This is a genomic window from Bacillus aquiflavi (assembly GCF_019915265.1).
GTDB classification, from domain to species: Bacteria; Bacillota; Bacilli; order Bacillales; family Cytobacillaceae; genus Bacillus_BT; species Bacillus_BT aquiflavi.
The window spans coordinates 694,213-717,709 of sequence record NZ_CP082780.1 but is presented as its reverse complement, the minus strand read 5'-3'; the positions used below and the strand labels follow the sequence as shown (position 1 = coordinate 717,709).

At 33.7% G+C, this 23,497-nt stretch carries 18 protein-coding genes and 2 pseudogenes; 4 read left to right on the top strand and 16 right to left on the bottom strand.

Annotated elements, in window-relative coordinates; translation table 11 throughout:
• Positions 1 to 500: 500 nt before the first annotated feature.
• From K6959_RS03655 to K6959_RS03630, 6 genes and pseudogenes are all read right to left on the bottom strand, one after another.
• Positions 501 to 3,395 carry a winged helix-turn-helix domain-containing protein gene (locus K6959_RS03655; RefSeq protein ID WP_262421885.1) on the bottom strand — a complete coding sequence of 965 codons (2,895 nt, stop codon included), beginning with the start codon at positions 3,393 to 3,395 and terminating at the stop codon, positions 501 to 503.
• Positions 3,396 to 3,592: 197 nt separating this feature from the next.
• A pseudogene (gene lepB / locus K6959_RS03650) lies at positions 3,593 to 4,154 on the bottom strand (signal peptidase I).
• An 11-nt stretch (positions 4,155 to 4,165) separates the two neighbouring features.
• Positions 4,166 to 4,783, bottom strand: coding sequence for a TVP38/TMEM64 family protein (locus K6959_RS03645; RefSeq protein ID WP_223087665.1), 618 nt, complete (start codon positions 4,781 to 4,783; stop codon positions 4,166 to 4,168).
• A gap of 88 nt (positions 4,784 to 4,871) precedes the next feature.
• Positions 4,872 to 5,792 carry an LCP family protein gene (locus K6959_RS03640; RefSeq protein ID WP_163239066.1) on the bottom strand — a complete coding sequence of 307 codons (921 nt, stop codon included), beginning with the start codon at positions 5,790 to 5,792 and terminating at the stop codon, positions 4,872 to 4,874.
• 430 nt (positions 5,793 to 6,222) lie between these two features.
• A complete protein-coding gene (locus tag K6959_RS03635) occupies positions 6,223 to 7,359 on the bottom strand; it encodes an AimR family lysis-lysogeny pheromone receptor (protein WP_163239064.1) in 1,137 nt (378 codons plus the stop codon).
• Positions 7,360 to 7,513: 154 nt separating this feature from the next.
• On the bottom strand, positions 7,514 to 9,508 hold the full coding sequence (locus K6959_RS03630; protein WP_223088295.1) for a S9 family peptidase: 1,995 nt from the start codon (positions 9,506 to 9,508) through the stop codon (positions 7,514 to 7,516).
• A gap of 595 nt (positions 9,509 to 10,103) precedes the next feature.
• On the opposite strand from K6959_RS03630, the gene K6959_RS03625 reads away from it, so the two are divergent.
• Positions 10,104 to 10,472 carry a YhjD family protein gene (locus tag K6959_RS03625; protein ID WP_223087664.1) on the top strand — a complete coding sequence of 123 codons (369 nt, stop codon included), beginning with the start codon at positions 10,104 to 10,106 and terminating at the stop codon, positions 10,470 to 10,472.
• 263 nt (positions 10,473 to 10,735) lie between these two features.
• Here the strand turns inward: K6959_RS03625 and K6959_RS03620 are convergent, their stop codons facing one another.
• Entirely contained in the window at positions 10,736 to 11,650 is a 915-nt protein-coding gene (locus K6959_RS03620; RefSeq protein WP_163239059.1) for a glycoside hydrolase family protein, read from the bottom strand.
• A 314-nt stretch (positions 11,651 to 11,964) separates the two neighbouring features.
• Complete coding sequence (locus tag K6959_RS03615) at positions 11,965 to 12,555, bottom strand: competence protein ComK (RefSeq protein WP_163239057.1); 591 nt, start codon at positions 12,553 to 12,555, stop codon at positions 11,965 to 11,967.
• A 270-nt stretch (positions 12,556 to 12,825) separates the two neighbouring features.
• Here K6959_RS03615 and K6959_RS03610 point away from each other — a divergent pair, with 270 nt between their 5' ends.
• Positions 12,826 to 13,065, top strand: coding sequence for an IDEAL domain-containing protein (locus tag K6959_RS03610; protein WP_223087662.1), 240 nt, complete (start codon positions 12,826 to 12,828; stop codon positions 13,063 to 13,065).
• Between the two features lie 61 nt (positions 13,066 to 13,126).
• Here K6959_RS03610 and K6959_RS03605 read toward each other — a convergent pair whose 3' ends face one another.
• Positions 13,127 to 14,407 (bottom strand): M48 family metallopeptidase, encoded by a 1,281-nt coding sequence (locus K6959_RS03605; protein WP_223087660.1) that lies wholly within the window; start codon positions 14,405 to 14,407, stop codon positions 13,127 to 13,129.
• 240 nt (positions 14,408 to 14,647) lie between these two features.
• Between K6959_RS03605 and K6959_RS03600 the strand changes: the two genes are divergently transcribed.
• The gene (locus K6959_RS03600; RefSeq protein ID WP_223087659.1) at positions 14,648 to 15,235 is read left to right on the top strand and encodes an SCO family protein; all 588 of its coding nucleotides are present in this window, start codon (positions 14,648 to 14,650) and stop codon (positions 15,233 to 15,235) included.
• 74 nt (positions 15,236 to 15,309) lie between these two features.
• On the opposite strand, the gene K6959_RS03595 is transcribed toward K6959_RS03600, so the two are convergent.
• The 5 genes from K6959_RS03595 to K6959_RS03575 all read right to left on the bottom strand — a co-directional run bounded on the left by K6959_RS03595 (position 15,310) and on the right by K6959_RS03575 (position 19,470).
• Positions 15,310 to 15,618 (bottom strand): AzlD domain-containing protein, encoded by a 309-nt coding sequence (locus K6959_RS03595; RefSeq protein WP_163239050.1) that lies wholly within the window; start codon positions 15,616 to 15,618, stop codon positions 15,310 to 15,312.
• Entirely contained in the window at positions 15,611 to 16,336 is a 726-nt protein-coding gene (locus K6959_RS03590; RefSeq protein ID WP_262421884.1) for an AzlC family ABC transporter permease, read from the bottom strand. The genes K6959_RS03595 and K6959_RS03590 overlap by 8 nt, the downstream gene beginning before the upstream one ends.
• A gap of 243 nt (positions 16,337 to 16,579) precedes the next feature.
• Positions 16,580 to 17,374, bottom strand: a complete 795-nt coding sequence (locus K6959_RS03585; RefSeq protein WP_163239156.1) for an ABC transporter ATP-binding protein — start codon at positions 17,372 to 17,374, stop codon at positions 16,580 to 16,582.
• Positions 17,349 to 18,374 (bottom strand): ABC transporter permease, encoded by a 1,026-nt coding sequence (locus K6959_RS03580; protein ID WP_163239046.1) that lies wholly within the window; start codon positions 18,372 to 18,374, stop codon positions 17,349 to 17,351. Before K6959_RS03580 ends, K6959_RS03585 begins: the two co-directional genes overlap by 26 nt.
• A gap of 85 nt (positions 18,375 to 18,459) precedes the next feature.
• Positions 18,460 to 19,470, bottom strand: a complete 1,011-nt coding sequence (locus tag K6959_RS03575; protein WP_163239044.1) for an ABC transporter substrate-binding protein — start codon at positions 19,468 to 19,470, stop codon at positions 18,460 to 18,462.
• Positions 19,471 to 20,033: 563 nt separating this feature from the next.
• Here K6959_RS03575 and K6959_RS03570 point away from each other — a divergent pair.
• Positions 20,034 to 20,456, top strand: a pseudogene (locus K6959_RS03570) (transposase); the annotation flags it as partial.
• A gap of 390 nt (positions 20,457 to 20,846) precedes the next feature.
• Here K6959_RS03570 and K6959_RS03565 read toward each other — a convergent pair.
• A complete protein-coding gene (locus tag K6959_RS03565; RefSeq protein WP_163239042.1) occupies positions 20,847 to 21,623 on the bottom strand; it encodes an enoyl-CoA hydratase-related protein in 777 nt (258 codons plus the stop codon).
• Positions 21,624 to 21,846: 223 nt separating this feature from the next.
• The gene (locus K6959_RS03560) at positions 21,847 to 23,427 is read right to left on the bottom strand and encodes a fatty acid--CoA ligase family protein (RefSeq protein ID WP_223087657.1); all 1,581 of its coding nucleotides are present in this window, start codon (positions 23,425 to 23,427) and stop codon (positions 21,847 to 21,849) included.
• Between the last annotated feature and the right edge of the window lie 70 nt (positions 23,428 to 23,497).

The window sequence follows — 23,497 nt, the reverse complement described above, 5'->3', positions numbered from 1 at the left end:
TAAGCTTTTTTCTTCGGGCTACTATTCTTCAAAAATAAAATCATTCCTATTTTCCATAACGGGGTTATGAAAATAACCCCGTTATACATGTAAAAAGCATTAAACTATATTTCACTCTTTTTCTTTTATGTTTATAAAAGAGTGTTTAATCAATGATTATCTTCTACTTGACCCAATAATCATCTCATACATCCTCTCAATCGGCTCTAATGGGGTAACTCCGAGTTCAACTTCTAAAATATCACAACATTTTTTTTATACCATTTTATCGCCTGAGACCGATTATTTTTTTTCGATAATAACAAAACATAAGCAGCCGATAAGCCTCTTCCCAAGTTTTATCTTTTTCTAATATTTTTTCTCACACCAAAAGATTGCGATATCATAATCTTCTGATCGTACAGACAATTGAGCTAATTTTTCCGCTCCACGTAAAAAAAAAATAAACGAGTAATCGTTCTCGCTCAATTAAACACCAATCATTAAAACGCCGCTCTATATTAATAATCACCTTTATAATAATGCAAGCCTCTTTGTAGAAAGCGCCTTGCTTTTTCATCATCTTTTTCCTCAAGGCCTGTTAAAATCCATTGTTCAAATATCACTGCATCCAACTCAAAAGAGGCATTTGGATTTAAACCGTAGGCAGTTCCTTCACGGATGATAAAAAAGGGGGCTACCCTTGCCTTACGCTTTGGTTCAAGTGCATTATTCAATGCATTTAAGGCGACCTTAAAATCTCTTCCTGCACTTTTTTCATCTTGATCTGGCCATAGAAGTTGAAATATTTCCTCTTTTTGCAAAAAGTGATTACGCTTTGTTATAAACAGTTGAAACAATTCTTTCGCCTTTCCTCTTAGCCAATCTCGATTTTTAATTTCCTTTTTTCCTAGATAAACACGAAATTGTCCAAGCGTTTGAATTTGTAATGTAAAGCCTGGATGAGTTTGTAATCCTACTAATCCCATGTCTCTTAATATTTTTGTTGTAAAATGACGATTAATATTTCTCTTTTGTCCCTCTATTAATAATGGGATAAACATTTGTAAGTCTTGTGGACCGAACATTGTTCTTTTATAAAAAATATACTCATTATGATTTAATTGAACTAGTTTTAAAAACAAGTCCATATTTTTTTCGAACTGCTCCTCATGACTCATTTCATGATAAATATAGGCCTTCCATAGCGAGCAATACATTTTTCCAAATATATCATTACACTGATCAAAATATTCTTCTGCTTTGTGAATTGATACTAACGCCTTATCATAATAAAAATGATAGACTGAAGCTAAGCCAATGCTTAACGTAATTAATGCCGATAACCAAATATCTTTTGCTTTTTCAGTTTCTATTAAACCTTGCTCTCCAACTTCAATCGCTCGTTCATATTGTCCGTTAGCTCCATATAAGAGGCATAATCCCATTAACGGCTCTGCTTTGCCTCGAGCTACTCGCAATTTGTCCATCATTTGCAGCGCGGTTTCATAACAGTTTTTTGCTAACAACGAGTCGTATTCATCTACTAATTGAACGGAATGTCCGAGTCGAATCCAGCCGCATGCTTCTACATATGGAGATTGAATACTAATTCCATGTTGAATCCCCGCTTGTGCTAGCTGTTTAGCTTCAGTTCCATTTCCAGTTAACACTTCAATTAATGATAGAAGTAATTCGGTTTCCCGATGTGATTGAGGTAAAAGAAGTTTATGTTGTTCGTTTATTTTATTTTTATTTAATATTTTCTTTGCCTCTAGCAGTCTCCCAGTACGCAAATAAAGCCTTGCTTGTAAATTACCGTTTTCAATCGATAAGTTTAAAGCTTTACCTCTTTTTATCCATTTTTCCGCTTTCGTTGTTTTTCCAGAATTAATTAAATTTTCTGCTTGTAAACGATACAATCGTGCTATATTTTCTTTTTTACTTAATTTTTCCCTAGTAGCAATTGCCTCAGATAATAGCCGTTCAGCAATATGTGGTTGAGTTGTATCTAAATAAATCCGCGCTTTACCCTCTAATGCGTTACTCTTACTTAATAAATCTTGCTTTAAATGAGCAAAGTAAATTGTTTTATTATAACATTCCTCCGCCTCTTTATATAAAGATCTGTAGCGAAGAATCTCTCCTTTAAGAAACCATAGTTGATAATAGTTATCTTGATCAGTTGCTGTAACACAAGCTAATTTTTCATCAAGACTTTCTAATTTACCATTTTCCAACATTAGCGTTCCATAATGATGTAGAATGGTAGCAACTGCTTTACTGAAGCCAATTTTTTCGTAGTAAATGAGTGCAATTTCCCATAAACCTCTCCCTTCAAAAAAACGAGCGCTTTTTTTATGTAACTCCTCATAAGCTTCTGGATCTTTTTTTTGAAATTGCTTTTCTAAAAATTCCTTGAACAATGCATGGTAGCGATACTGATCTTCGCCAATTTTATGAATAAATAAATTTCTTTCTGCTAAATTTTTAAGCATCGTCAATGAATTTTCTAAATCAAGAATGTTCTTGCAAATTTCCGGTGTTAACTCATCAAAAATACTTGTTTGTAAAAGAAGTTGCTGAACAGGCGGAGATTGTTTTAAAAATACTTCCATAGCTAAATATTGAAATAAATCATAAAGGGGTAGAGGAAATTGGTCTATCGTCTGAGGGAATTCTTCATAATCCATTATTTGCTGAGCAATCATTGTGATCGCAATGATCCAGCCCTCTGTACGCCTATATATTTGTTTTATTGCTTCTCTATTTATTTCAATTTCATCAAAATTAGTTAACAGCAGCTCTGTTTCTTCAAAAGTTAATATTAAATCTCGTTCAGTTATTTCTAATAATTGTCCACTTGCTTTCATCTTAATTAATCTTTTCCATTTGGGACGGCTTCTGCTCGAAATAACTAGATGAAGATTTTCAGGTAGATGTTCAAGTAATTTTTCTATCCAGACATTAATCGTATGTGAATGTTCAATTTGATGAAAATCATCAAGTATCAAAATAATCTCTTTGTTAACTGAGAGAATCTCATTAATAAAGAGTGAGCATAATAGTCCGAGCTCGTCATCATGAATAAAGCGGTCCATTCCATTTATATATTGCAATAAACTTTTTCCAAATTCCGGTTCTTTATGTTTCATTGCTGTAATCATATAAGTTAAAAAAGGTAATATTTCATCATCAGACGGAGAAATGGAATACCAATAACAATTCATTTTAATTCCCTTTGCAAAAAGAGCTAATGCTGTACTCTTCCCGTAACCGGCACCTGAATGCAGAATTGTTAATGGAAATTTAGGAATAGACTTCATTTTTTTCGTTAACTTTGATCTATGTATCCAGTTTTCCTTCACATTGGGCACTAGCAGCTTTGTTTGAATGATTGATATGGGAATTTCCATACAGCTCTCTCCTCCATTCTTGTAATATTTATAATATTTTAACATATTTTAAATCATACCACTTAACTGTGGTTCTGATTATATGAAACTTTAAATAAGATCCATTATTTATGACCATTTTGAAATACGAAATAAAATAAAAAAAAATTCGAGTTCAATTACTCTTTCGAATTCTTTCAACTAGATTCATATGTATTCTAAAGTGATGTATCAAAATCAGTTAATGGCCAGTAGCGAAGATTCACCTTTCCTACAACTTGATCAATTTTTATAAAACCGAAATCACGGCTATCCCAACTTCCTTTTCTGTTATCACCAAGAACAAATAACATGTCCCCTGGAACAGTATTTTTCCCTGTAATCTCCTTTAAGAAAAAATTTTCCGTTAAATAGCCCTCCTGATTTTCTCGTTTATAGTGATCTAAATAAGGCTCATCATATTTTTTACCGTTAATATATAATTGATCATTACGATATTCAACACTATCTCCAGGCAAACCAATAATTCTTTTCACATAATCTTCTTCTTCTTCAGTCAGTAGCGTGAAAAACGATCACATCAAAACGATTTAACTTTCCAATTTGTGTGCTAATCTTATTTACAATCAGCTTATTTCCTTCTTCAAGAGTTGGCATCATTGATTCACCATTAACTATATAGTTAGTAAATAAAAAAGTACGAATTAATACAAAAATGATAATTCCTATTAATATCGCTTTAAGATACTCTGTACTTTCTTTCATTAACTCTTTTTTCATTATATCCCCCATCACCCACCTGTGTGGTCTTTTTCTCCGCTCATATTCAATCTTACTTCAATCCTTTTACCAACATACCATAATATAAAAATAATGATTAAGACAATCGTTGTTCTCATTGGTTGCGTAATTAATGAAATAATGTCATGACCGACGAAACTAAGAGTAAAAATCATGACCATTTTTCCAGCCAAAACCGCTAACATATATTGGCCGATGTTAATTTTTGATAATCCGGCAACAATATTCACAACAGCTGATGGTGTAAATGGATAACAAAGTAATAAAAACAACGGTCCAAAACCATGTTTTTCAAACCACTTCATCAATTTGCTCACTTGTTTTTGATGTTGGAGAAATGCTAAAATCCTCGTATGTCCAAACTTTCTAATTAAAATAAAGACAAGAAGTGCGCCGCTACATGCCCCGATCCATGAATAGAAAAATCCAGGCCATAATCCGAAAGCATTGACATTCGCCATTACAAACAAAATTAAAGGCAAAAATGGCAAAAATGCCTCGATTAATGGAAGTAAAATACCTAAAAGGGGCCCGAATGAACGGTATTCTTCAATTAAATCCATAATATTTTCTAATGTCATCCATGTTTTGATCGCTTCAAAATCCATAAGCTGTCTCCTCAATAAGCTTAGCATTAAAAATGGGGTTCATTTAAGCTGTAATATAGTTAATTTCACATGAAATGGACAATAATATTTATTTTTGAATAAATTCATGTAAGGCTTCCTTATTCTTGTTCAAGTCAATATCAAGCACAGCACCAGCGCTTACACGTTTGTCGGTATATGTTCCATCAACTGGAATCCTAAATGATTCTATCTGTTGATCTTTATTTAAAAAATAATCCTTTCCTATAAAAATCATGTTACCTGTATTTAAGTTTGTATTAATAAATGGAGTAATCATTCCGACTAATTTAGGCATTTTTGTCACACCATGAATACTAGTCATTTCATTGGCAATCGTTTTTATAACCTCTTGCTGCCGCTTTACTCGACCGAAATCGCCTTCAGCATCTCTCCGAAAACGGACATACGCTAACAAATGTTTGCCATCTAATTTTTGAATCCCAGGTTCAATCGTCATTTCTGGACTCTCCACAATTTTCTTTTCAACATTCACTTTTACCCCATCAGGGAATAATTCATCAACGACATGGACAAAACCTTCAAAGTTTACCATTGCATAATGTTGTATATCAAGATTAAAATTGTTTTTTATCGTCTTTCTCATCAGTTCTGGTCCGCCAAGAGCAAGCGCCGCATTAATTTTATTTTTTCCGTGTCCTGGAATCTCCACATAAGTATCTCTCATAATTGAGGTTATTTTATATGTTCCTTTATCTTTGTTATAATGAACGATCATAATTGTGTCCGCACGTGAACGCTCTTTTTCATACGTGTCACTTCCTAGCAGAAGAATGTTTATCCCGCCATATTGATCTTTTTTTCCATTGAATTCAAATTCTTGTTGATTGCTATCAGTAAGTTTTAACGATTCAGCTATTCCTGACCGATATTGAATATAAATATATCCTACTACAGAAAGCAATAAGATAAAGAGAATTGCAAAAACCTTTCGAAATCTTTTCTTCCGCTTATGTCGTTCTACTCTCATTTTTGTATGTTCCTTTCTTTTACCTAGTAGCTGCTTCTATATATATTGACTTTCTTTCATTAGAAAAAGTTCCACTATTTTTATAGTATATTTTGGCTCATTTGGTATTTTGTCCACTTTCATTTAAATCATATCATTTTTTTACTCTAAAAAATATATAATGAACAAATAAACAACTCCAATTAATAGTGCAATCAGCTGCTTTTATTTTACTATTTTTCTTCTGTAAAATAAAACAATCACACTATCTATGACGATAGTGTGATTGTTTTACCTTGTTTCTAATCAAATATTATTAGTTGCCAATTACTGTTCCTGGATCTCTCATTATCATCTTCCTCCTTTTTATTATCTTATAGAAAATTATCCCTCTTTTTTAAAATAAATCAACCTCTAGAATGTAAAAAAAACTAGATTTATCCCTAACATGCTATAAATTCCTCAATATTTCCCAATATTTCTTATCTTTTGATATTTTTTGCAAAGGGAGTTGTGCATAAAAATAATTTCCTTGTGAATGAAACATATCATAGGAACGCTCTAACGATTTTTCACAATTAAATGCAATTCCCCAATAATATAGTTGAAATGGCGAAAGCTCTCCATTTTGAGAATCTCTTAAATTAATTAAATTTTGTCTAGCCTCATATAGCCTTCCTTGATTAATAAAGAAATGAATTTTTTCAGGAATATTTTTTGGCTCCTCAGTTTGCTTTCCCCATAAATTATTTATAAAAGTAATTGTTTGCTCTACTTCTTTAATCTTGTGCGGTGCACGTTCAATCTGCATTTTTTTATAATTTTTTAAGCTTTCATCTAAATAAAATACAGCTGCGTCATAGGAATCGTACATATATGACATCGCTAATGAGTAAAGATGCGATGTGTAAAGCATAGGAAACCAATTTACTAGCTTCTCGTTTGAAACAACATTCAGTGCAATTTTCCGTGCCTTTTCTAACTCGTTCCCTAACAGGGCGCTGTAGGCATCAATTTCACTCATTCGCAACTGAAATGATTGTCGAATATATTCATTGCGAATTTGATTAATTTTTATTTTAAGTTGCTCACTCTGTTGAAAAATATCAAAAGACGACTTCAAACCAAGAAGGGCATAAATTTGATATATATTTGCTAATATATCCATCTCTATTGATTTAAAATTTGTCTTTTTAATATATTGCACAATTTCTTCAGTCGATATGTTACCTTTTGCACGTTTTACAACAATATAATAAAGTTTAGCCCATTCACGATTCAAGTAGTTTTTCGAATATTTTTGTTTGTCAACTAGTTGTTTTAACAGACTCGTTTCACCTTTATTATCTAAATATTCCATCGCAACACGTAAATTCTCCGCTTTATTTGTCACATTTAAAAATTTTTGCAGCTGCTCACTTTCTTTACGTGGTTCATCATCATAAACATCAGATATTAAATCAATATAGCTTGTAAAATTAACTCTTTTTACTTCTGCTATCTTTATTAAGTTTCTGCACTTTTCAGTCTCCTTATTTTTTGAAATAGCATCTTGCTCAATTTCGAGTAATAGTTTTTGAACAGTCATGAAATATACACCTCATTCTTAAAAAAATCCCTTATTGATCGTTCCATGTTCATTATCGGCTATCAAAAATAATCGGAATTTAAAAAATCGGAACTCGATTTAACATTAATAAGAAATGATACTATCTGCTGTCTCTTGCAGATAGTATCAGTAGTTAATTATTTTTTAAATAACTATTAAACCATTCTTTAATAGCACATAACCTTTCGACACGTAAATTAGGATTTCCACTTCGAGACAGCTCATGATTCGATTCAGGAAAACGAATCATTTTCGCCGTTTTCTTTTTTCTTTTTAATGCAATGAACAGTTGCTCGGCTTGTTCAATCGGACACCGATAGTCTTTCTCACTATGAAGAATTAGTAATGGTGTCTCTATATTATTTACATATGCTAAAGGTGAATGTTTCCAAAGTGTTTCAACATTAGAAATATCGGCTTTTATTTGCCATTCCGTAAAATAATAACCGATATCACTGACACCATAAAAAATAATCCAGTTAGAAATAGACCTTTGCGTAACAGCCGCTTTAAATCGCTTTGTTTGACCAATAATCCAATTTGTCATGAAACCGCCATAGCTTCCTCCTGTTACACCTAGTCGTTGTTTATCAATTTGTGGATATGTATCAAGTACATAATCAACAGCACTCATTAAATCTTTATAATCATTGCCTCCATAATCACCACGGACAGCATCAACAAATTGCTGACCATAACCATGGCTTCCTCTAGGGTTTGTATAAAGAATTCCATACCCATTTGCCGCCAGTACTTGGAATTCATGAAAATATGTGTTGGCATACATGGCATGTGGGCCACCATGAACTTCCAGTATAAGTGGATACTTTTCTTCTGCTTGTTTATTTACTGGTTTCATCAACCAACCATGCAAATTCCAATCCTCTGCTCCAACAAATTGGATCGCTTCAGGCTCTGCTAAAATAACTTCATTTAAAAATGTTTCATTAACCGCTGTTAATTGGTGCTCCTCTTTCGTCTTAAAATGATGATAAAATAAATCCCCTGGATGAGTCGGTTTGCTTATTGCTAATACTGCAAAATGATTTTTTTTATCAATTGCTAAACCATACACATGCTGTTGTTCTAACACGATAGGGTACATTTCACCTTTAAGTGAGCCATAATATACAGCTGTACTTCCCTGATCAGTTGCAATAAAATAAAAGCCTCTACTATTTTCAGTCCATAATAATCCTGGAGTAACAATCCCTTGTTGGAAATCACCTACGACATGATCACCTATCGCTATATCAAAATCTTTTGTCAAGCAGGATAACTCTTCTCTTTCTAAATTATAAATCCATATTTTTGAAATTGTTGCATTTTCAAATTCACGTTCATGACCGATGATCCCAAGATATTTTCCGTTTGGTGACCATGTAATCTGATGAAAATAACCAGTACTTTTCGTTAGTTTTTTTAATTCTTTACTTTCAACATGTAATAAATACACATCCAGGACGAAAGAAAAGTCTAACTCTAAATTCATATTTGCTGTAAAAACTAACTGACTGCCATCTGGAGACCAGGCATTCAGTGTATGGTTAACATTTCTCTTTGTCAATAATTCCTTCTTTCCTGTTAGAACATCAACAATTGCTATTTGTGCATATTTTTTTTCTAAAAAACCTTCTGCATCTGTTTTATATTTCATTTTATCTATTACAAGTGGAACAAGCTTCTCTTTTTCATTGTTTTTCTCCACTTTATTATCAACGCATTCATTTTCCTCTAACAAAACAGAAAAAGCAATCTTCTCACTATTAGGAGACCAAACTGGATTACTTGCACCGTTTTTACAATTAGTTAACTGCTTTGCCTCTCCACCGTTCATACTCATCACATAAATTTGATTTTTTCCACTGCGATTGGAGACAAACGCTAATTTACTCCCGTCTGGAGACCAGCGTGGTGAATGATTACGATTCTCGCCAAATGTCCACTGAACAGGTTTCTCCCTCTTTTCAATATTTAAATAATAGATGTTTGAACAATATTCATCTTTATCCGCTAAAATCTCTGTCTGTACAAAAACACAGTCCTTTCCATTCGATGCCAATCTCGGATCAGCAACTGATTTTAACTCATATAAATCTTCTGCAGTTATTCTCCGTTTGTCAGTCATACCTTGTCCGCCTTTCTTACGTGTAAATTTATCTAAAACAATGGGGAGGGAGAAATATTTCATTTTCAGCATCCCCGACAATTCTTTATTCCATTTTGGGATGAAAGTCAAATATATCCCTACTCAAGGTTAAGTGAATCTAAAGCCTTAAATGATGTTAATATATGGTATATATGGACTATTTTTATCGTGTCTCTTTTTTTCTTTCGACAATGGAAATAATTATTCCTGCACCTTTTTAAAAAATCTTGTCATTGAGTGACAAACATTTTTAATATGTATGCAGACTGTTAACAAAACGTTCGTGTTCTTCGTTACTGACACTTCATTGTAGCTCATGCAACGACTGTTCTAGCTTCCGCCTTGTTACTCGGCACCTCGACTGACAAACATTTTCAAACAATCGAAAGGAATGAGTTTAAAAATTGACCTTGTCCTACAATCTGAATATGGATGTTGACTTTATTAACATGCTAATATTTTTCTAAGCGAATATTATGATTAAAAAGAGTACACCTTGTAATTGAGGTTATTTTTTTATACAATAGGGACAGAACGTACGTTCCTAATAAATACAAAGGAGCATGGGAACAATATGACGCAAATCCCTGAGCAAGATCGAGATAAAATCGAACAGGCAATATATTTGCCGATGGTGCTAACCGTTTTAAATCGGGATCTTACTGTTGTAGAAAACAGCCCATTTAAATTAAGAAAACCTTACTTAGACTTAATTGATAAAACGATAAAAATCGTTCAGACTGAACTTTATCAAGTAAAACATTACATGAATAAAAAAAATTTAAAGGTGAAACAAATTAACCATGATGATTCCTTTACTATGTTTTTGTTTATATATAAAGGATATGAAGAACAGCACAATTATTTTAATCCACGTATCCGAAATAAAGTCCAAGAACTATTAGAATATTATTTATTTAAACGACATTATAATGAAAAATAAAATGACCTATTAAAGTGATAAGCTGATTAAAAAGGCTGTGTTATTTATACTAAACGCAAGACGGATATTCCATTTGGTATTTTTCGGATTACGTGTGCGAGTATGATAAATAATTCCCATTAAATAAAAATACACTCCCGTAAATCGGAAAGTGTATAAACGACTAACTATACAAAATGTTACTATATAAATATCTGTATTTTAACTTAGCAATATATTTTTTGTTAACAGACTGAAACACGTTTTGTAAATATTATTTATTTCTATTCACTCACTTTATACCCGATTAAATCATTGAAACTCTTGCCAATTGTAAGTCCTATGTAATTTTCATTATTAGTATTAAAGGCTGAATAATAAATCCAGTATTTATTATTATGTTTTACTACTGAAGATTTATAGATAAAAGAGTGATCAAATCCGTCTAAACTTTTAGAGATTAATAGCTTCGGATTGTAAAAATGAATCCCATCATCAGATTCAAATAAAAATAACTTTCCATCAAAGAATTGATTATCTTTAGCCGCATGATTTAATGCAACATATTTTCCATCCATATAATTAATTTCAACATGCCAGCTTACATAATCTTTATAATTCTCTCCAAAATCAAAAACGACTTCTTCTTTTTCGCTCCAATCACCTAGTATTCTAGCTTTTTGAAGCACATAACCTTCTGAATTTAAATTCATATGTTCCCTATAATACAATTGATATTCCCCATCCATCATCACAACACTTGGCGAACCGTAGCCATAACCACCTGTACCAAAATCAAAAGTAATCTCTGGTTCGGACCAGTTTACAGCATCAGTAGATGTCATGCGTAATAAGCGAGAGAGTCTAGAGTCATTTATTTTATCTGATTCCCTAAACCATAGTTCTAATTCTTCTCCATTATCGAATAAATCCGTATCGGAAAAATGAAATTCATCTGGTTTTTCTGGAGCAACAATTGGATTTGTTAAACCTTTAGGAACAAACCAATCAATACCATTATCCGAAACAACTATTAAAGGATTTTCAAATTGATCCTGTCCTTGAGAATATGGTGTGAATACCATAATCCATTCATAACCGTATTTTTTTGTTTCATCTTTAAATACTCTTGGATGTGTTGCGTGATTATCCGTATCAACATATGTTGGAATGTTTAACGGTCGATCAGCATTTGCCAAAGAAGTATGTTCAATATTATTTTCTGCAATATCACTTTCTTCAATATTATTTTCTTCAGCTTCTATAATGGCAGTACCAGCAACATCCCCCTTAGTTTCTTCAGCTTTACAAGCTACAAAAAAATAAAAGACAGCTCCATATAATGGATATTTTCATGTATGGTGGAGACGAATATTAATTAAGATTGACCAGTTAGAAATGAAACAGAATTGTTACTTTTACATGCAAATTTTTTAACTTTAATCTTTATAGAAAAAATAAGATTGCCCCAAAAATCGATTTTCATCGATTTTTGGAACAACCCTTTTGGCAATTATTCAAATGGATTTCTTCGAAAATGAGCATCTTGTTCATAAAGACTGCCTTTTGGTGAAACTTTCATCAGTCTAGCTGACCACCATAAATATTGGAATCGCCGTTCTGTTTCTTCTAGTCGCTGCATAAGCTTTGTTTGTAATAAAGCTGCTCTTTGCAGTTGATTTCCAAATGAAGCATATGAAATGGGAAGTGTATATATTTGTTTATTACGAAATGTTACAAGGGTACTGCCTGCACCTGCCCGTTTATGAGATAAAACATGTTCGTGAGAAATCCAAATGCATTGTAGGCGCGACGGTGATGTCGTTGGGAAAAAATAAATGGAATTGGTGGGGTCAATCGTAATTGGTGCTTTGTGGGTAATATCAATAAGCTGTCGGGTCCCCTCCCTCCTGCCTTCAAAACTCGAACCAAAATATTCGCAGCTCTTTTTAATAATATCAATCGGCTTTAATGGAGAGATTAATTCATCTTCAAATTCTACAATTTTCGAGTACGTATTACTCTCATATTTAATAGGCATGATCATCATCGTAAATGGATTTGCTTCGTACTCTTCAATTAAGTGACATTTGTCTTTGACCATTACTTTTTCTCCTCCTCAGGCATTTTTTTATCCCACCCTAAAAAGAGCAAATCGCCTATTTAAGTGGGATAATTTATTAGCAGGGAATATATGTCCCACTAATAAAACTTAACTTTATCCTACCATTTTCCTCTTCCATTTTTTCTCACAAATTGATATCTTTAAAATATTTCCTCTATTGGTACTAACTTTTCTAAAAATTATAAAAATTCTGTTGATTATCTCTATTGTTTCCCGTATAATATTGAAAAGGCATCAGAGGTGGTTTTCATGAAAAATGAAAAATCATATGCAGAGCTTATGAAGTCATGTGCGATGAATCGTCAAAATGAAGAAGCTAATTTTATGTTAGATTTATACGTTGACATGATTCTTTCTGAAGCGATGCTAAAAGCAGAGAAAACAAAGTTGTTAAAAAAAATTGATTTAGCTCTTGATCACCGTGATAAAGTAGCATTCAATTCTTTGTGTAAACAATTAAAAGAACTGAATGTACGCTTTGGAACGTAAGAAAAACACGAGAACCTTAAAGTTCTCGTGTTTATTTTTTCATTTTTTTACGAATAAAGATTTATTGCTGCCGCTCTATACTTTTTTTCAACCCGTATTCTTCAATCATCGTCATTCGTTCAAGCATTGTTGGATGACTGTAGCGGAATATTTTTACTAAAAGTGGCGGTTTTACCTGATTTAATCCAGCCCGCGATAACTCTTGAAAAGTTGAAATGGCTGCGTTCGGATTATCGGTCATCTCAATGGCATACGTATCAGCACGTGCTTCTTGATAACGTGAAACAATGTTTGAAAATGGGTCCGATATAAATAATAACATTGATAAAATCATTAAAAACAAAGGCAGTGAGCGAATATCTTGAACTGTTGATAATTTTAATGCTTCTCCATAGTGATTGATAGCCCAATTCATGAGTCTTGCACTTAAATATAAACCGACTAATGATAGCAACAAATATCCGCCTATCCCAATATAAATATGCTTTTCTACATAATGAGCCATTTCATGAGCCATTATAAATAAGATTTCATCTTCACTCAGACGATTTAATGTTGTATCCCACAACACGATCCTCGAATTTGAACCAATCCCTGTAACATATGCATTTAAAGCATTTGTTTTTTTCGACATATTTACCTCAAAAACGTGATCTGCTGGGATATTTGCCTTATCTGCCATTTTAAGTATTTTAGTTTCAAGCTCTTTATTTTTCAATGGATAAAAGTCGTTATACAAAGGATCAATTAATACTGGGTTGACAAACATAATAAATAAGGTAAAAGGAATAGACAAAAGCCATGCATATAACCACCAGCGTTTTTTACTTTTTTGAATCAACCAATATAAAACAGAAACAATTATCAACATCATTCCATAATTGATCCAGAAATCAATTAGCTCATCCTTCATCCATGAAGCAAATGTTTGTGTGGAGATATTGTATGATTTTGAAAACGAATAACTGATATAGCTAAGTGGAAATGTAGCAACGAAAGCAAAAAATGATAACCAAATTAAATAAATAGCTGTTTGAATAAAGCGAAAGCGAGACGATTGCTCTGCCCATCGTTTAAATGCCTTAGATAGGCCGAAAAGTAAGATCATTAAGTAAACGAGCCATTCAAACGGAGTTGATAAGAAAAACAATAAATCACGTATTTTTGAATATTCCTCACTAAGCATCAGCTCTTTTCCATTTAAGAATATCGTGGGATCGGCACTCGTTCCCTCATACTCAAATGGAATACTCGTATCAGCGCCATAAAACAAATAAAAGTAAATGAGAAAACCGTAAATAATGTAAGCCAATACTGAAAAAAAAACAATTTTCCTTGCCATCAAAATCCCCTCTCTTGTCCAGCTTACCTATATTTAGTGTAGTACTAAAAGAAATGAATAGAACTCGAATTTTCTATTTTTTAAAAAACTAATATGAATAAGTTCAAACAATCTTCAATCATTTCTTGAAAATGATATGTTATTTAATCAAACGGTTATGTAATATAAACATAGAACTTACTTTATCAAAACGAAAAATTTAAAAATAAGATCCGCTTTTCATTTGAGGTGAGCATAACTTTGAAAAAACTGTATATTACTTTTGTTATATTATTAGTAATTGGCATTGCAGCAGGGATTTATTACTTCACAGGCTATCGTCAATCTAAAATGGAATTTCCTCAAGAAATTACGATGGAAACTCACACAGGAGAAGAATACTCATTTAAAGATATGCCTCCAAAGGTTCGACTTTTAGAATTTATGTATACAAATTGTCCTGATATTTGTCCAAATACAACATTTCAAATGAAGCAACTGCGAGATAAGCTTGTAGATGATGGAGTTTTTGGAGATAAAGTTGAATTTATTACAATCACAATCGATCCATATAATGACACACAAAAAATGTTACAAGATTATGCGGCTGCATTTGAAGTAGATAAACACGATGGCTGGTACTTATTGCGAGGCACAAATGATGAAACGAAAAAAATCGCAGATAAATTTAATTTTTTTTATCGTGATCCCGGCACAGGCTACTTAATACATTCCAGTTCAACATACTTACTTAATGAAAAAAATCGAGTCATTGAAGTCTTTGGCATGGGTGAAGGCAGCTTCGATAAAGATAAAGTTTATAAGCAAATTCAAAAAGAGTTAAAATAATTCAAATTCAAAATTACCTTGAGGTTACAAGTCAACAAACATCGACCTGTAACCTCGAGAAACATCCTTTCATTTTAAATAAAATACGAATAAACAGTTAAAACAGCAATTGCTCCGATTACAACAATCATAATACTTGCTCCAGCGTATGCCAGACCAAAAGCTGTCGCTGCACCGATCACACCATACCAAATATCAACGCCATTCATAAAGAGAATTCCAGGGAAAATTAGTGCTCCCAACGTCGCATAAGGCACATTATTTAAAATACCTTGTACAAATAGCGGGAGCTCTTTATCCTTAAATAAGACAAATGGCAGCATACGCGGAATATATGTAACGAGTGCCATCCCGATAATCATTAGCACGATTTCCTTACTCATCATGGATCCCCTTTCCTTTCAATCTTTCTATTAATTCAACAATAATAGAAGATAACAACGTAGAACAAACAATCCCCCACCCTGTCTCAAGCCATTTTGTTATTGTAAAAATAGAATTAAAACTTGCAGCTAAAACGGCTAAATATATAACTTTTGTACTTTTTTTTATAGAAGGAACCAACAAACCAATAAACATTGCATATAAAGCAACAGACATGCTCTCCTGCAATATTTGCGGCAAACTATTACCAATTAAAAATCCAAAACAAGAAAAAAATACCCAGCTGAAATAAGCAATACCGTTTAATCCAAACATGTAACTACTTGTTACTGTTCCCTCCTTTGTTGCTGCGATCGAAAACGTTTCATCAGTAATGCCAAAAGAATATAAAAGCTTATACAAAACATGTTCATCTTCACATTTCTCATTTAAGGAGGCCGACATTAAAAAATGACGAATATTAACGATAAAGGTCGTTAAAATAATACTCACTGCTCCTGTTCCTGCAGCAATTAGACTTAATGAAATATATTGGGAGGCTCCAGCATAAACGATTAAACTCATTAAAACCGTTTCCCCTAGTGTCAAACCTGTCGTTTTAGCTATTAATCCAAATGTTAACGCAACTGGAAAATATCCAAGTGCAATCGCTACACCCGCTTGTAAACCTCTTTTAAATTGTGATTGTTGTTTACTACTAAGTACTATTTCTGGCACAAGCATACACCTACTTTCTAATCTATTAATTTATTCTACTCATAACCTCTCCTCTCAAATCTGTTAACCATTTTACCAATTTTAATTAAATTTAAAAAATGGAACTGGCGCATTGGCCAATTCCATCTTACATATTCATCATTTAAGATTTGTATTTGTAACAGAGTTTTTTTATGTTCCTACATTCCACTTATTATGATTGATAAAATTAGAGTAACATGTGTAAAATAAATAAATACATGTTTAAATTAGGACTGCTCGATCACTGTTCATCTTTTCTCCGCGAATTCGCTGAAACTCTTTCAATAGCTTTTCAACCGTTAACTGCTGCTTCTCCTCTTCATTTGCCTCAAAAATAATTTGCCCTTTATCCATCATAATAAGGCGATTACCAAGTTCAAGAGCTTGTTGCATATTATGCGTAACCATTAATGTTGTCAGCTTATATTCTGCCACAATCTGCTTAGTCAGCTTCGTAATTAACTCAGCTCTGGCCGGATCTAATGCAGCAGTATGCTCATCAAGTAGTAGTATTTTAGGTTCAGTGAACGTAGCCATTAATAGAGATAAAGCTTGCCGTTCCCCTCCGGATAACAAGCCTACTTTTGCCTGTAAACGATTTTCTAAACCAAGATTAAGCATCGCCAGCTTCTCTTGAAAAAAAGTACGTCTACTTTTCGTTACTCCCCATTTTAATCCTCGTCTTTTTGTTCTTCCATAAGCAATTGCTAAGTTTTCCTCTATTGTCATTGACGGTGCTGTACCAGCCATCGGATCTTGAAACACTCGACCAATTAATTTAGCCCGTTTATGCTCACTTACGTTCGTTACACGTTTTTCATCTATTAAAACTTCCCCGATATCAGAAAATAACTTACCAGAAATAACATTCATCAGTGTTGATTTACCTGCACCATTACTTCCGATAACAGTGACAAAATCTCCGGCATTAAGCTGAAGGTTAATATAATTTAATGCTACTTTCTCATCTGGAGTATTTTCATTAAATACTTTATAAATCTGTTTTAACTGGAGCAATTGTTTCACCACGATTCTCAATTGAAATTTTTTCAGCTACTTCAACTAATCGCTTTTTCTTGCGTTTCTTTTCTTTTTGCTGTGCAACCAGCTTTGGCACTATAAGAGCGGCAATAACAATTAACGCTGTTATTAATTTCATATCTCCAGTTTCAAGAAACTTTACCCGCAATGCTAAAGTGACGATAATTCGATATAAAATCGCTCCACCGATCACAGCAAACGTTGCCCGAACAATAGTTTTTGCTCCAAAGATCGCCTCGCCAATAATAACAGAAGCTAATCCGATAATAATCATTCCAATTCCTGCTCCAACATCACTAAACCCATTGTATTGAGCAATTAATGCTCCTGAAAAAGCAACAAGTCCATTTGATAAACCAAGGCCAAGAATTTTTAAAAGATCTGTATCTGCGGAAAAGCTGCGAATCATCATCTCATTGTCACCGACTGCTCTAACTGCTAGACCAACATCCGTCTTTAAAAATAAATCGATGAATATTTTAATTATAATCGTTAATAAAAACATGGCTACTAAAATCCCCCACGTTTTTGGAGTAAAGCTACTTAAACCGATTGCATTTAAGCCCGATTGAATCGCATCATCAATTCCAAATTGTTTCCATATAGCCGTTATTTTCGTTAAAAGTGTTTCCTCTTGCAAAAGTGGAACATTCGATTTCCCCATAATTCGTAAATTAATCGAAAAAAGAGCAATCATCATTAAAATTCCTGATAATAATGGATTGATCTTTCCTTTTGTATGCAAAAGACCTGTGATGCAGCCTGCGATAAAACCTGCGAATAAAGCCATGATTGTCGCTAAAAAAGGATGAACTCCAGAGACAATTAGCGTAGCAGCCACTGCCCCACCAGTTACAAAGCTGCCGTCAACAGTTAAATCGGGAAAATCTAAAATTCGAAACGAAAGATAGACTCCTAATGCCATAATTGCATATATGACACCTGCTTCAACAGATCCAAATATGGCCGTAAGCATATTATTTCTCCCTTTCTATTAATGCGTGTTTGAAACATCCGTCGCTACCTTCATTGCCGCACTATCATTTAAAAAATAATTATATTTACTCAACAAATTCAGCAATCTCGTTCCATTCTTCATTTATTTCTAAATCTATTGCAGCAGCAGCTTTTTTATTAATTAAGAGCTTTAACTTCGGTGGAAATTTTACTGATAATTCTGAAGGTTGCTTTTCCCCTTTTAAAATTTCCGCTGCCATTAAACCTGCTTCATAACCGATATCACCATATTCAAATCCATATGCTGCAAGACCGCCTCTTTTTACAGAATCTAACTCTCCAACAAACAGTGGCAGTTTATTATCTTCAGCAACTTGAATAACTGACTCTAGAGCAGATACTACAGTATTGTCTGTAAAAATATAAATCATATCAGCCTTTCCAATTAACGATTCAGCGGCTTGCTTGACTTCAGCAGAAGTTGATACAGTGGCTTCAACTAATTTCAAGTCCGTTCCTTTTAAAGATTCTTTAACGAGTTCAATTTGGGCAACGGAATTCTGCTCACCAGTATTATAAATAACTCCTACTTTTTTCCCATCGAAATAATCATTCATAAATTTAACAATATTTGAAATTGAATCAGGATGAGAGTCAATCGTACCAGTAATATTGCCACCTGGTTTCTCTATAGATTCTACTAAATTTGCGCCGACTGGATCTGTTACTGATGTAAAGACAATTGGAATATCTTTCGTTGCATTTAATGCTCCATACGCATTAGGAGTTGCATTTGCAAATATTAAATCAACTCCATCACCAACAAAGTTGTTTGCTATCGACTGTGTATTATTTTGATCTCCTTGAGCCATTTGTACATCATATTCGATATTTAATCCTTCGTCTTCAAGGGCTTTTTTGAAACCTTCAAATGCTGCATCTAAAGAAGGATGCTGAACAAATTGTGATACACCAATTTTATATGTCTTTTCTCCATCTTTTTTCTCAGCGTCACTACTTTTCCCGTTTGAACTTTCACTGCCACCACCACAGCCACTTAATAATAAAGCACTTATTAATCCGATGGCTGCAAACATTTTTTTCCCCCGCTTCATGATCATTCTCCCTTCTATAAAATCACCTTTATTACTTTGACGCTTTTTTGCTTTTATTCATTAAATTATAATGTCGAATGATGTTAAATTTCAAGACCTTTTTATAAATTCCAAAAAATATCCGTTATTATTTAAATTTTAATCAGCAAATTATCATTATGTATATGATATGTAACAAAAAAAAAGCTTGCTAACAATCGAGGGCACTGAAAAAGTCCTCAAAAGGAGGGATTTCATAGCGAGAAGGTGAGCGACTTGTCGTTCATCTACTCGCCTTTTGAAACCCGTTAATTTCCGTTTCAGGCGACGCTTTCCGCGGACGGGCGATGAGCCTCCTCCTTCTCTTCTTGCGGGTCTCGGGTCTCGTCTGTCTCGCTTTCCCGCAGGAGTCGCCACCTTCTACTCCAATCAACTAGTGTCATTAAAAATATTTCTATCCTCTAAAAAATGGCCTTTTTCCTGTCTACTAAAATAAAGTAAATGTAAATGCAGATGGTGCTCTCCGTGATTTAAACCTAAAAAACGCTCAATCAAGTCCATATATGGTAATTTATTGACTATTCGTGCCAAAAGATAACAGGCTTCGTTAAATGAACGAACTTGGCGATTTTTTCGTTTATATGAGAAGAGCTAAAAACGAAAATTGGATAATGGTCGAATTCAATTCCTTCTTTCCAGATGTTTAAGTATTTATTATTGAAGGCGATTCATGATGACTCAGACGTTGATTTAGTAAAGCGTTCTAAATACGATATGTCCTTTAAATCCTTCTTAGATATGACGTTATCGATCCAAGTTTCCTGACAAAGTTTCATCGACTGCGTCTAAAAGATGTCGGACTATTAGATATGTTAATTGGGAAAACTGTTGAAATCACACTGGAAAAGAGCATCATAAAAAGTAACATCATTATTGTGGATGCCACACATACAAAAGCACGGTACAATCTAAAGTCACCAAAAAAATTCTTACAAGAGGAAGCAAAAAATAGTGAGTTAAAAAAAAATGACACGGGTACGATACAGCATCGTCAGCGGGTCTATTTGGCATGGGGATTTCAAGGAGCCACAACGATATTTGCCGTGAATCTCAAGCAAATATTGAAGCTCATGAACGAAGAGAGTAAGAAATAGGTAAAGAAAGAAGGCACTTTCTGTTCTATTTTGAACAGAAAGTGCCCTCTATTTATCTTGGAAACCGTTATGATATAAAAAACAGTGCCCTCTTATCAATCGCAGCTCTTTAGACTATTGACAAACGCTCGTATTCTGCGTTTTAAGCCCATGAACGAGGTTCTCATTACTTCTTGCCTTATAAATCGTTTTCGATCAGTCTGAGGGCAGTTGCGTCAATTATTGACTTTATCTACTCGATGATCATCTCCCTTTATATTTCGGCTTTCGTTTTTCATTAAAAGCTTGAAGCGCCTCAAGGCGATCTTCTGTCGGAATTGTTATTTCATACGCTTTCCTTTCAATTTGCAAACCTGTCTGTAAATCAGTATTCATTCCTTGTTTTATCGCAAATTTTGCTTGTTGTAAAGCGATCGGACCGTTTGCAAGCATTGCTTCAGCAAATTCAAAACAAGCCTCGATTAACCTCTCTTTTTCAACAACTTTGTTAACTAACCCATATTGATAGGCTTCTTGAGCTGTTAACCGCTTTGCGGTTAAAATTAACTCAAGCGCCTTTGTCTCACCAATAAGCCGGGGCAAACGCTGTGTTCCACCTGCACCTGGAATAATAGCCAAACTCGTTTCTGTTAACCCCATTAACGTCTTATCAATACTAATTCGAAAATCACAAGCAAGAGCCAATTCCATACCTCCGCCAAATGCATAGCCGTTCAAAGCAGCAATCGTTGGTTGAGGTAATGTATCAATGTCGTTAAAAACATCACCTATTTTGTAAACATTCCGTTTCACTTCTTCTTCAGATAAACCTTTTCGTTCCTTGAGATCAGCACCTACACTAAACGCTTTTTCACCAGCGCCAGTAAAAATAATAGTCCGAACCTCTCTATTTGTTCGCAATTCTGCAACTGTTTCTTGTAAAGTGGTTAAAGTCTCATAGTTAAACGCATTTAAAGAATCAGCACGATTAATCGTTACTAGCGCAACATAATTTTTTATTTTACAAGTAACTAGACTCATAAGTGATCCCCCTCTTTTTTTATTTTCTTTACTATTACATTCTTTATTTTTTATGTAAACCCTTTCAAATTTTCAAAAAAATAATCCTGTAACATTTAAACTTTTACGACTCATTTCCACTGTGCATTTAGTATGAAGGGGTGTAAACATACTATATTGCAAAGTAGAAAATTTGCGCATAAAAGTCTTTCATGAAACAGGATTAATAACAATATTATTTTTTTTATCCACATAAATGTGGGGTTTCACTATTTTTCTGTAAAACTTTTTCGCGAAGTGATCTTCGCAATATTTTACCAGTTGTATTTTTTGGAAGTTCCTTAATAAATTCAATTGATTTAGGAAGTTTGTATTTTGCTAAAAAGTTAGAACAATATTCTATTAGCTGTTTTTCTGTTAGATGAGGATTTTTACTCACAACGAATGCTCGTACTACTTCGCCAAGATTTGGATCAGGAACACCAAGAACAGCCACTTCAACAACGTCAGGATGGTTATAAAGCACTTCCTCTACTTCACGCGGATATACATTATAGCCTCCAACTATCACCATATCTTTTTTTCGATCAACGATGTAAAAGTATCCATCTTCATCCATTCTTGCCATATCACCTGTATAAAGCCAGCCGTTTCGAATTGTTGCAGCTGTTTCCTCTGGCATTTTATAGTACCCTTTCATTACGTTAGGTCCACGGACGATCAACTCACCTACTTCGCCTGGTGCTACTTCTTCGCCTAATTCATTCACTACTTTGTTTTCTACATGAAGGATCGATGTACCGATTGAACCCGGTTTACGCGGCCGATCTAACGGATTAAAACACGTTACTGGTGAAGCCTCAGATAATCCATAGCCTTCCGAAATAGTGACATTAAAATTTTCTTCAAAATTTTTAAGAAGTGCAACAGGTAAAGATGCTCCTCCAGAAATGCATAAGCGAAGTGATTTTAAATCTTCAGCTCGCCCATCCTCATGTTGATAAAGATAATTAAACATTGTAGGAACACCAGCAAAAACAGTTGGTTCATATTTTTTGGCAAGTCTGAATATTTCTGCTGGACTAAACTTAGGGACGATTAGAATCGTTCCTCCATTGATGAGTGGAGCATTCAAAACAACTGTAAGGCTAAAAACATGGAACATGGGCAATGTTGTAATGACACGATCGTTTTGATTAAATTGTAAATAATCACTGATATCCTTTGCATTACTGTATAAATTTTTATGGGTAAGCATTGCACCTTTAGGTTTTCCTGTCGTTCCAGATGTATATAAAATAACCGCAACATCGTCTTCATCCAGGTCAGGTCCTCTAAAAGTTAGTTCCCCTAATGACAACACATTTGCAAACGATTTCAATTTTGGAAAAATAGAAAACTCCTTCACATTAACGTTTGCTTGTTCATCCTTTTTAGTTTCACAAACAATATAGTTTTCTACTTTATGTAGACTATGATGTGCTTTTTCAAATAAAGGAACGAGCAAATCTAGCGTAATAACGGTCTTTACATCACCATTATTCAACATATAACTAATTTCATCACTAGTATAAATAGGATTAATCGGAATAACAGTAGCTCCTAAACGTAATGCCCCATACATTCCAATCACGAAATAAGGTGAATTGCCTAACAGTAATGCAACATGATCTCCTTTTTTTATGCCTAGCTTTGCTAGACCAGAAGCAAATTTTGTGACTGCCCCATCTAATTCAGCATAACTGCTTGACTGATCCATAAAATAATATGCAGGCTTATTTGGCACCCTTTTAGCTGTTTCATACAGCTGCGATGATAAGTTCATCGTCCTCCATCCCCCTTTGCTTAACAAATGAATGAGTAGCCATTCATTTTTATTGCAGAAGTTTTCTAAA

Coding starts and splice junctions, on each gene's coding strand:
- K6959_RS03655 (WP_262421885.1), bottom strand. CDS start 3,395: ATGGAAATTCCCATATCAATCATTCAAACAAAGCTGCTAGTGCCCAAT.
- K6959_RS03645 (WP_223087665.1), bottom strand. CDS start 4,783: ATGGATTTTGAAGCGATCAAAACATGGATGACATTAGAAAATATTATG.
- K6959_RS03640 (WP_163239066.1), bottom strand. CDS start 5,792: ATGAGAGTAGAACGACATAAGCGGAAGAAAAGATTTCGAAAGGTTTTT.
- K6959_RS03635 (WP_163239064.1), bottom strand. CDS start 7,359: ATGACTGTTCAAAAACTATTACTCGAAATTGAGCAAGATGCTATTTCA.
- K6959_RS03630 (WP_223088295.1), bottom strand. CDS start 9,508: ATGACTGACAAACGGAGAATAACTGCAGAAGATTTATATGAGTTAAAA.
- K6959_RS03625 (WP_223087664.1), top strand. CDS start 10,104: ATGACGCAAATCCCTGAGCAAGATCGAGATAAAATCGAACAGGCAATA.
- K6959_RS03615 (WP_163239057.1), bottom strand. CDS start 12,555: ATGGTCAAAGACAAATGTCACTTAATTGAAGAGTACGAAGCAAATCCA.
- K6959_RS03610 (WP_223087662.1), top strand. CDS start 12,826: ATGAAAAATGAAAAATCATATGCAGAGCTTATGAAGTCATGTGCGATG.
- K6959_RS03605 (WP_223087660.1), bottom strand. CDS start 14,407: ATGGCAAGGAAAATTGTTTTTTTTTCAGTATTGGCTTACATTATTTAC.
- K6959_RS03595 (WP_163239050.1), bottom strand. CDS start 15,618: ATGAGTAAGGAAATCGTGCTAATGATTATCGGGATGGCACTCGTTACA.
- K6959_RS03580 (WP_163239046.1), bottom strand. CDS start 18,374: ATGCTTACGGCCATATTTGGATCTGTTGAAGCAGGTGTCATATATGCA.
- K6959_RS03575 (WP_163239044.1), bottom strand. CDS start 19,470: ATGAAGCGGGGGAAAAAAATGTTTGCAGCCATCGGATTAATAAGTGCT.
- K6959_RS03565 (WP_163239042.1), bottom strand. CDS start 21,623: ATGAGTCTAGTTACTTGTAAAATAAAAAATTATGTTGCGCTAGTAACG.
- K6959_RS03560 (WP_223087657.1), bottom strand. CDS start 23,427: ATGAACTTATCATCGCAGCTGTATGAAACAGCTAAAAGGGTGCCAAAT.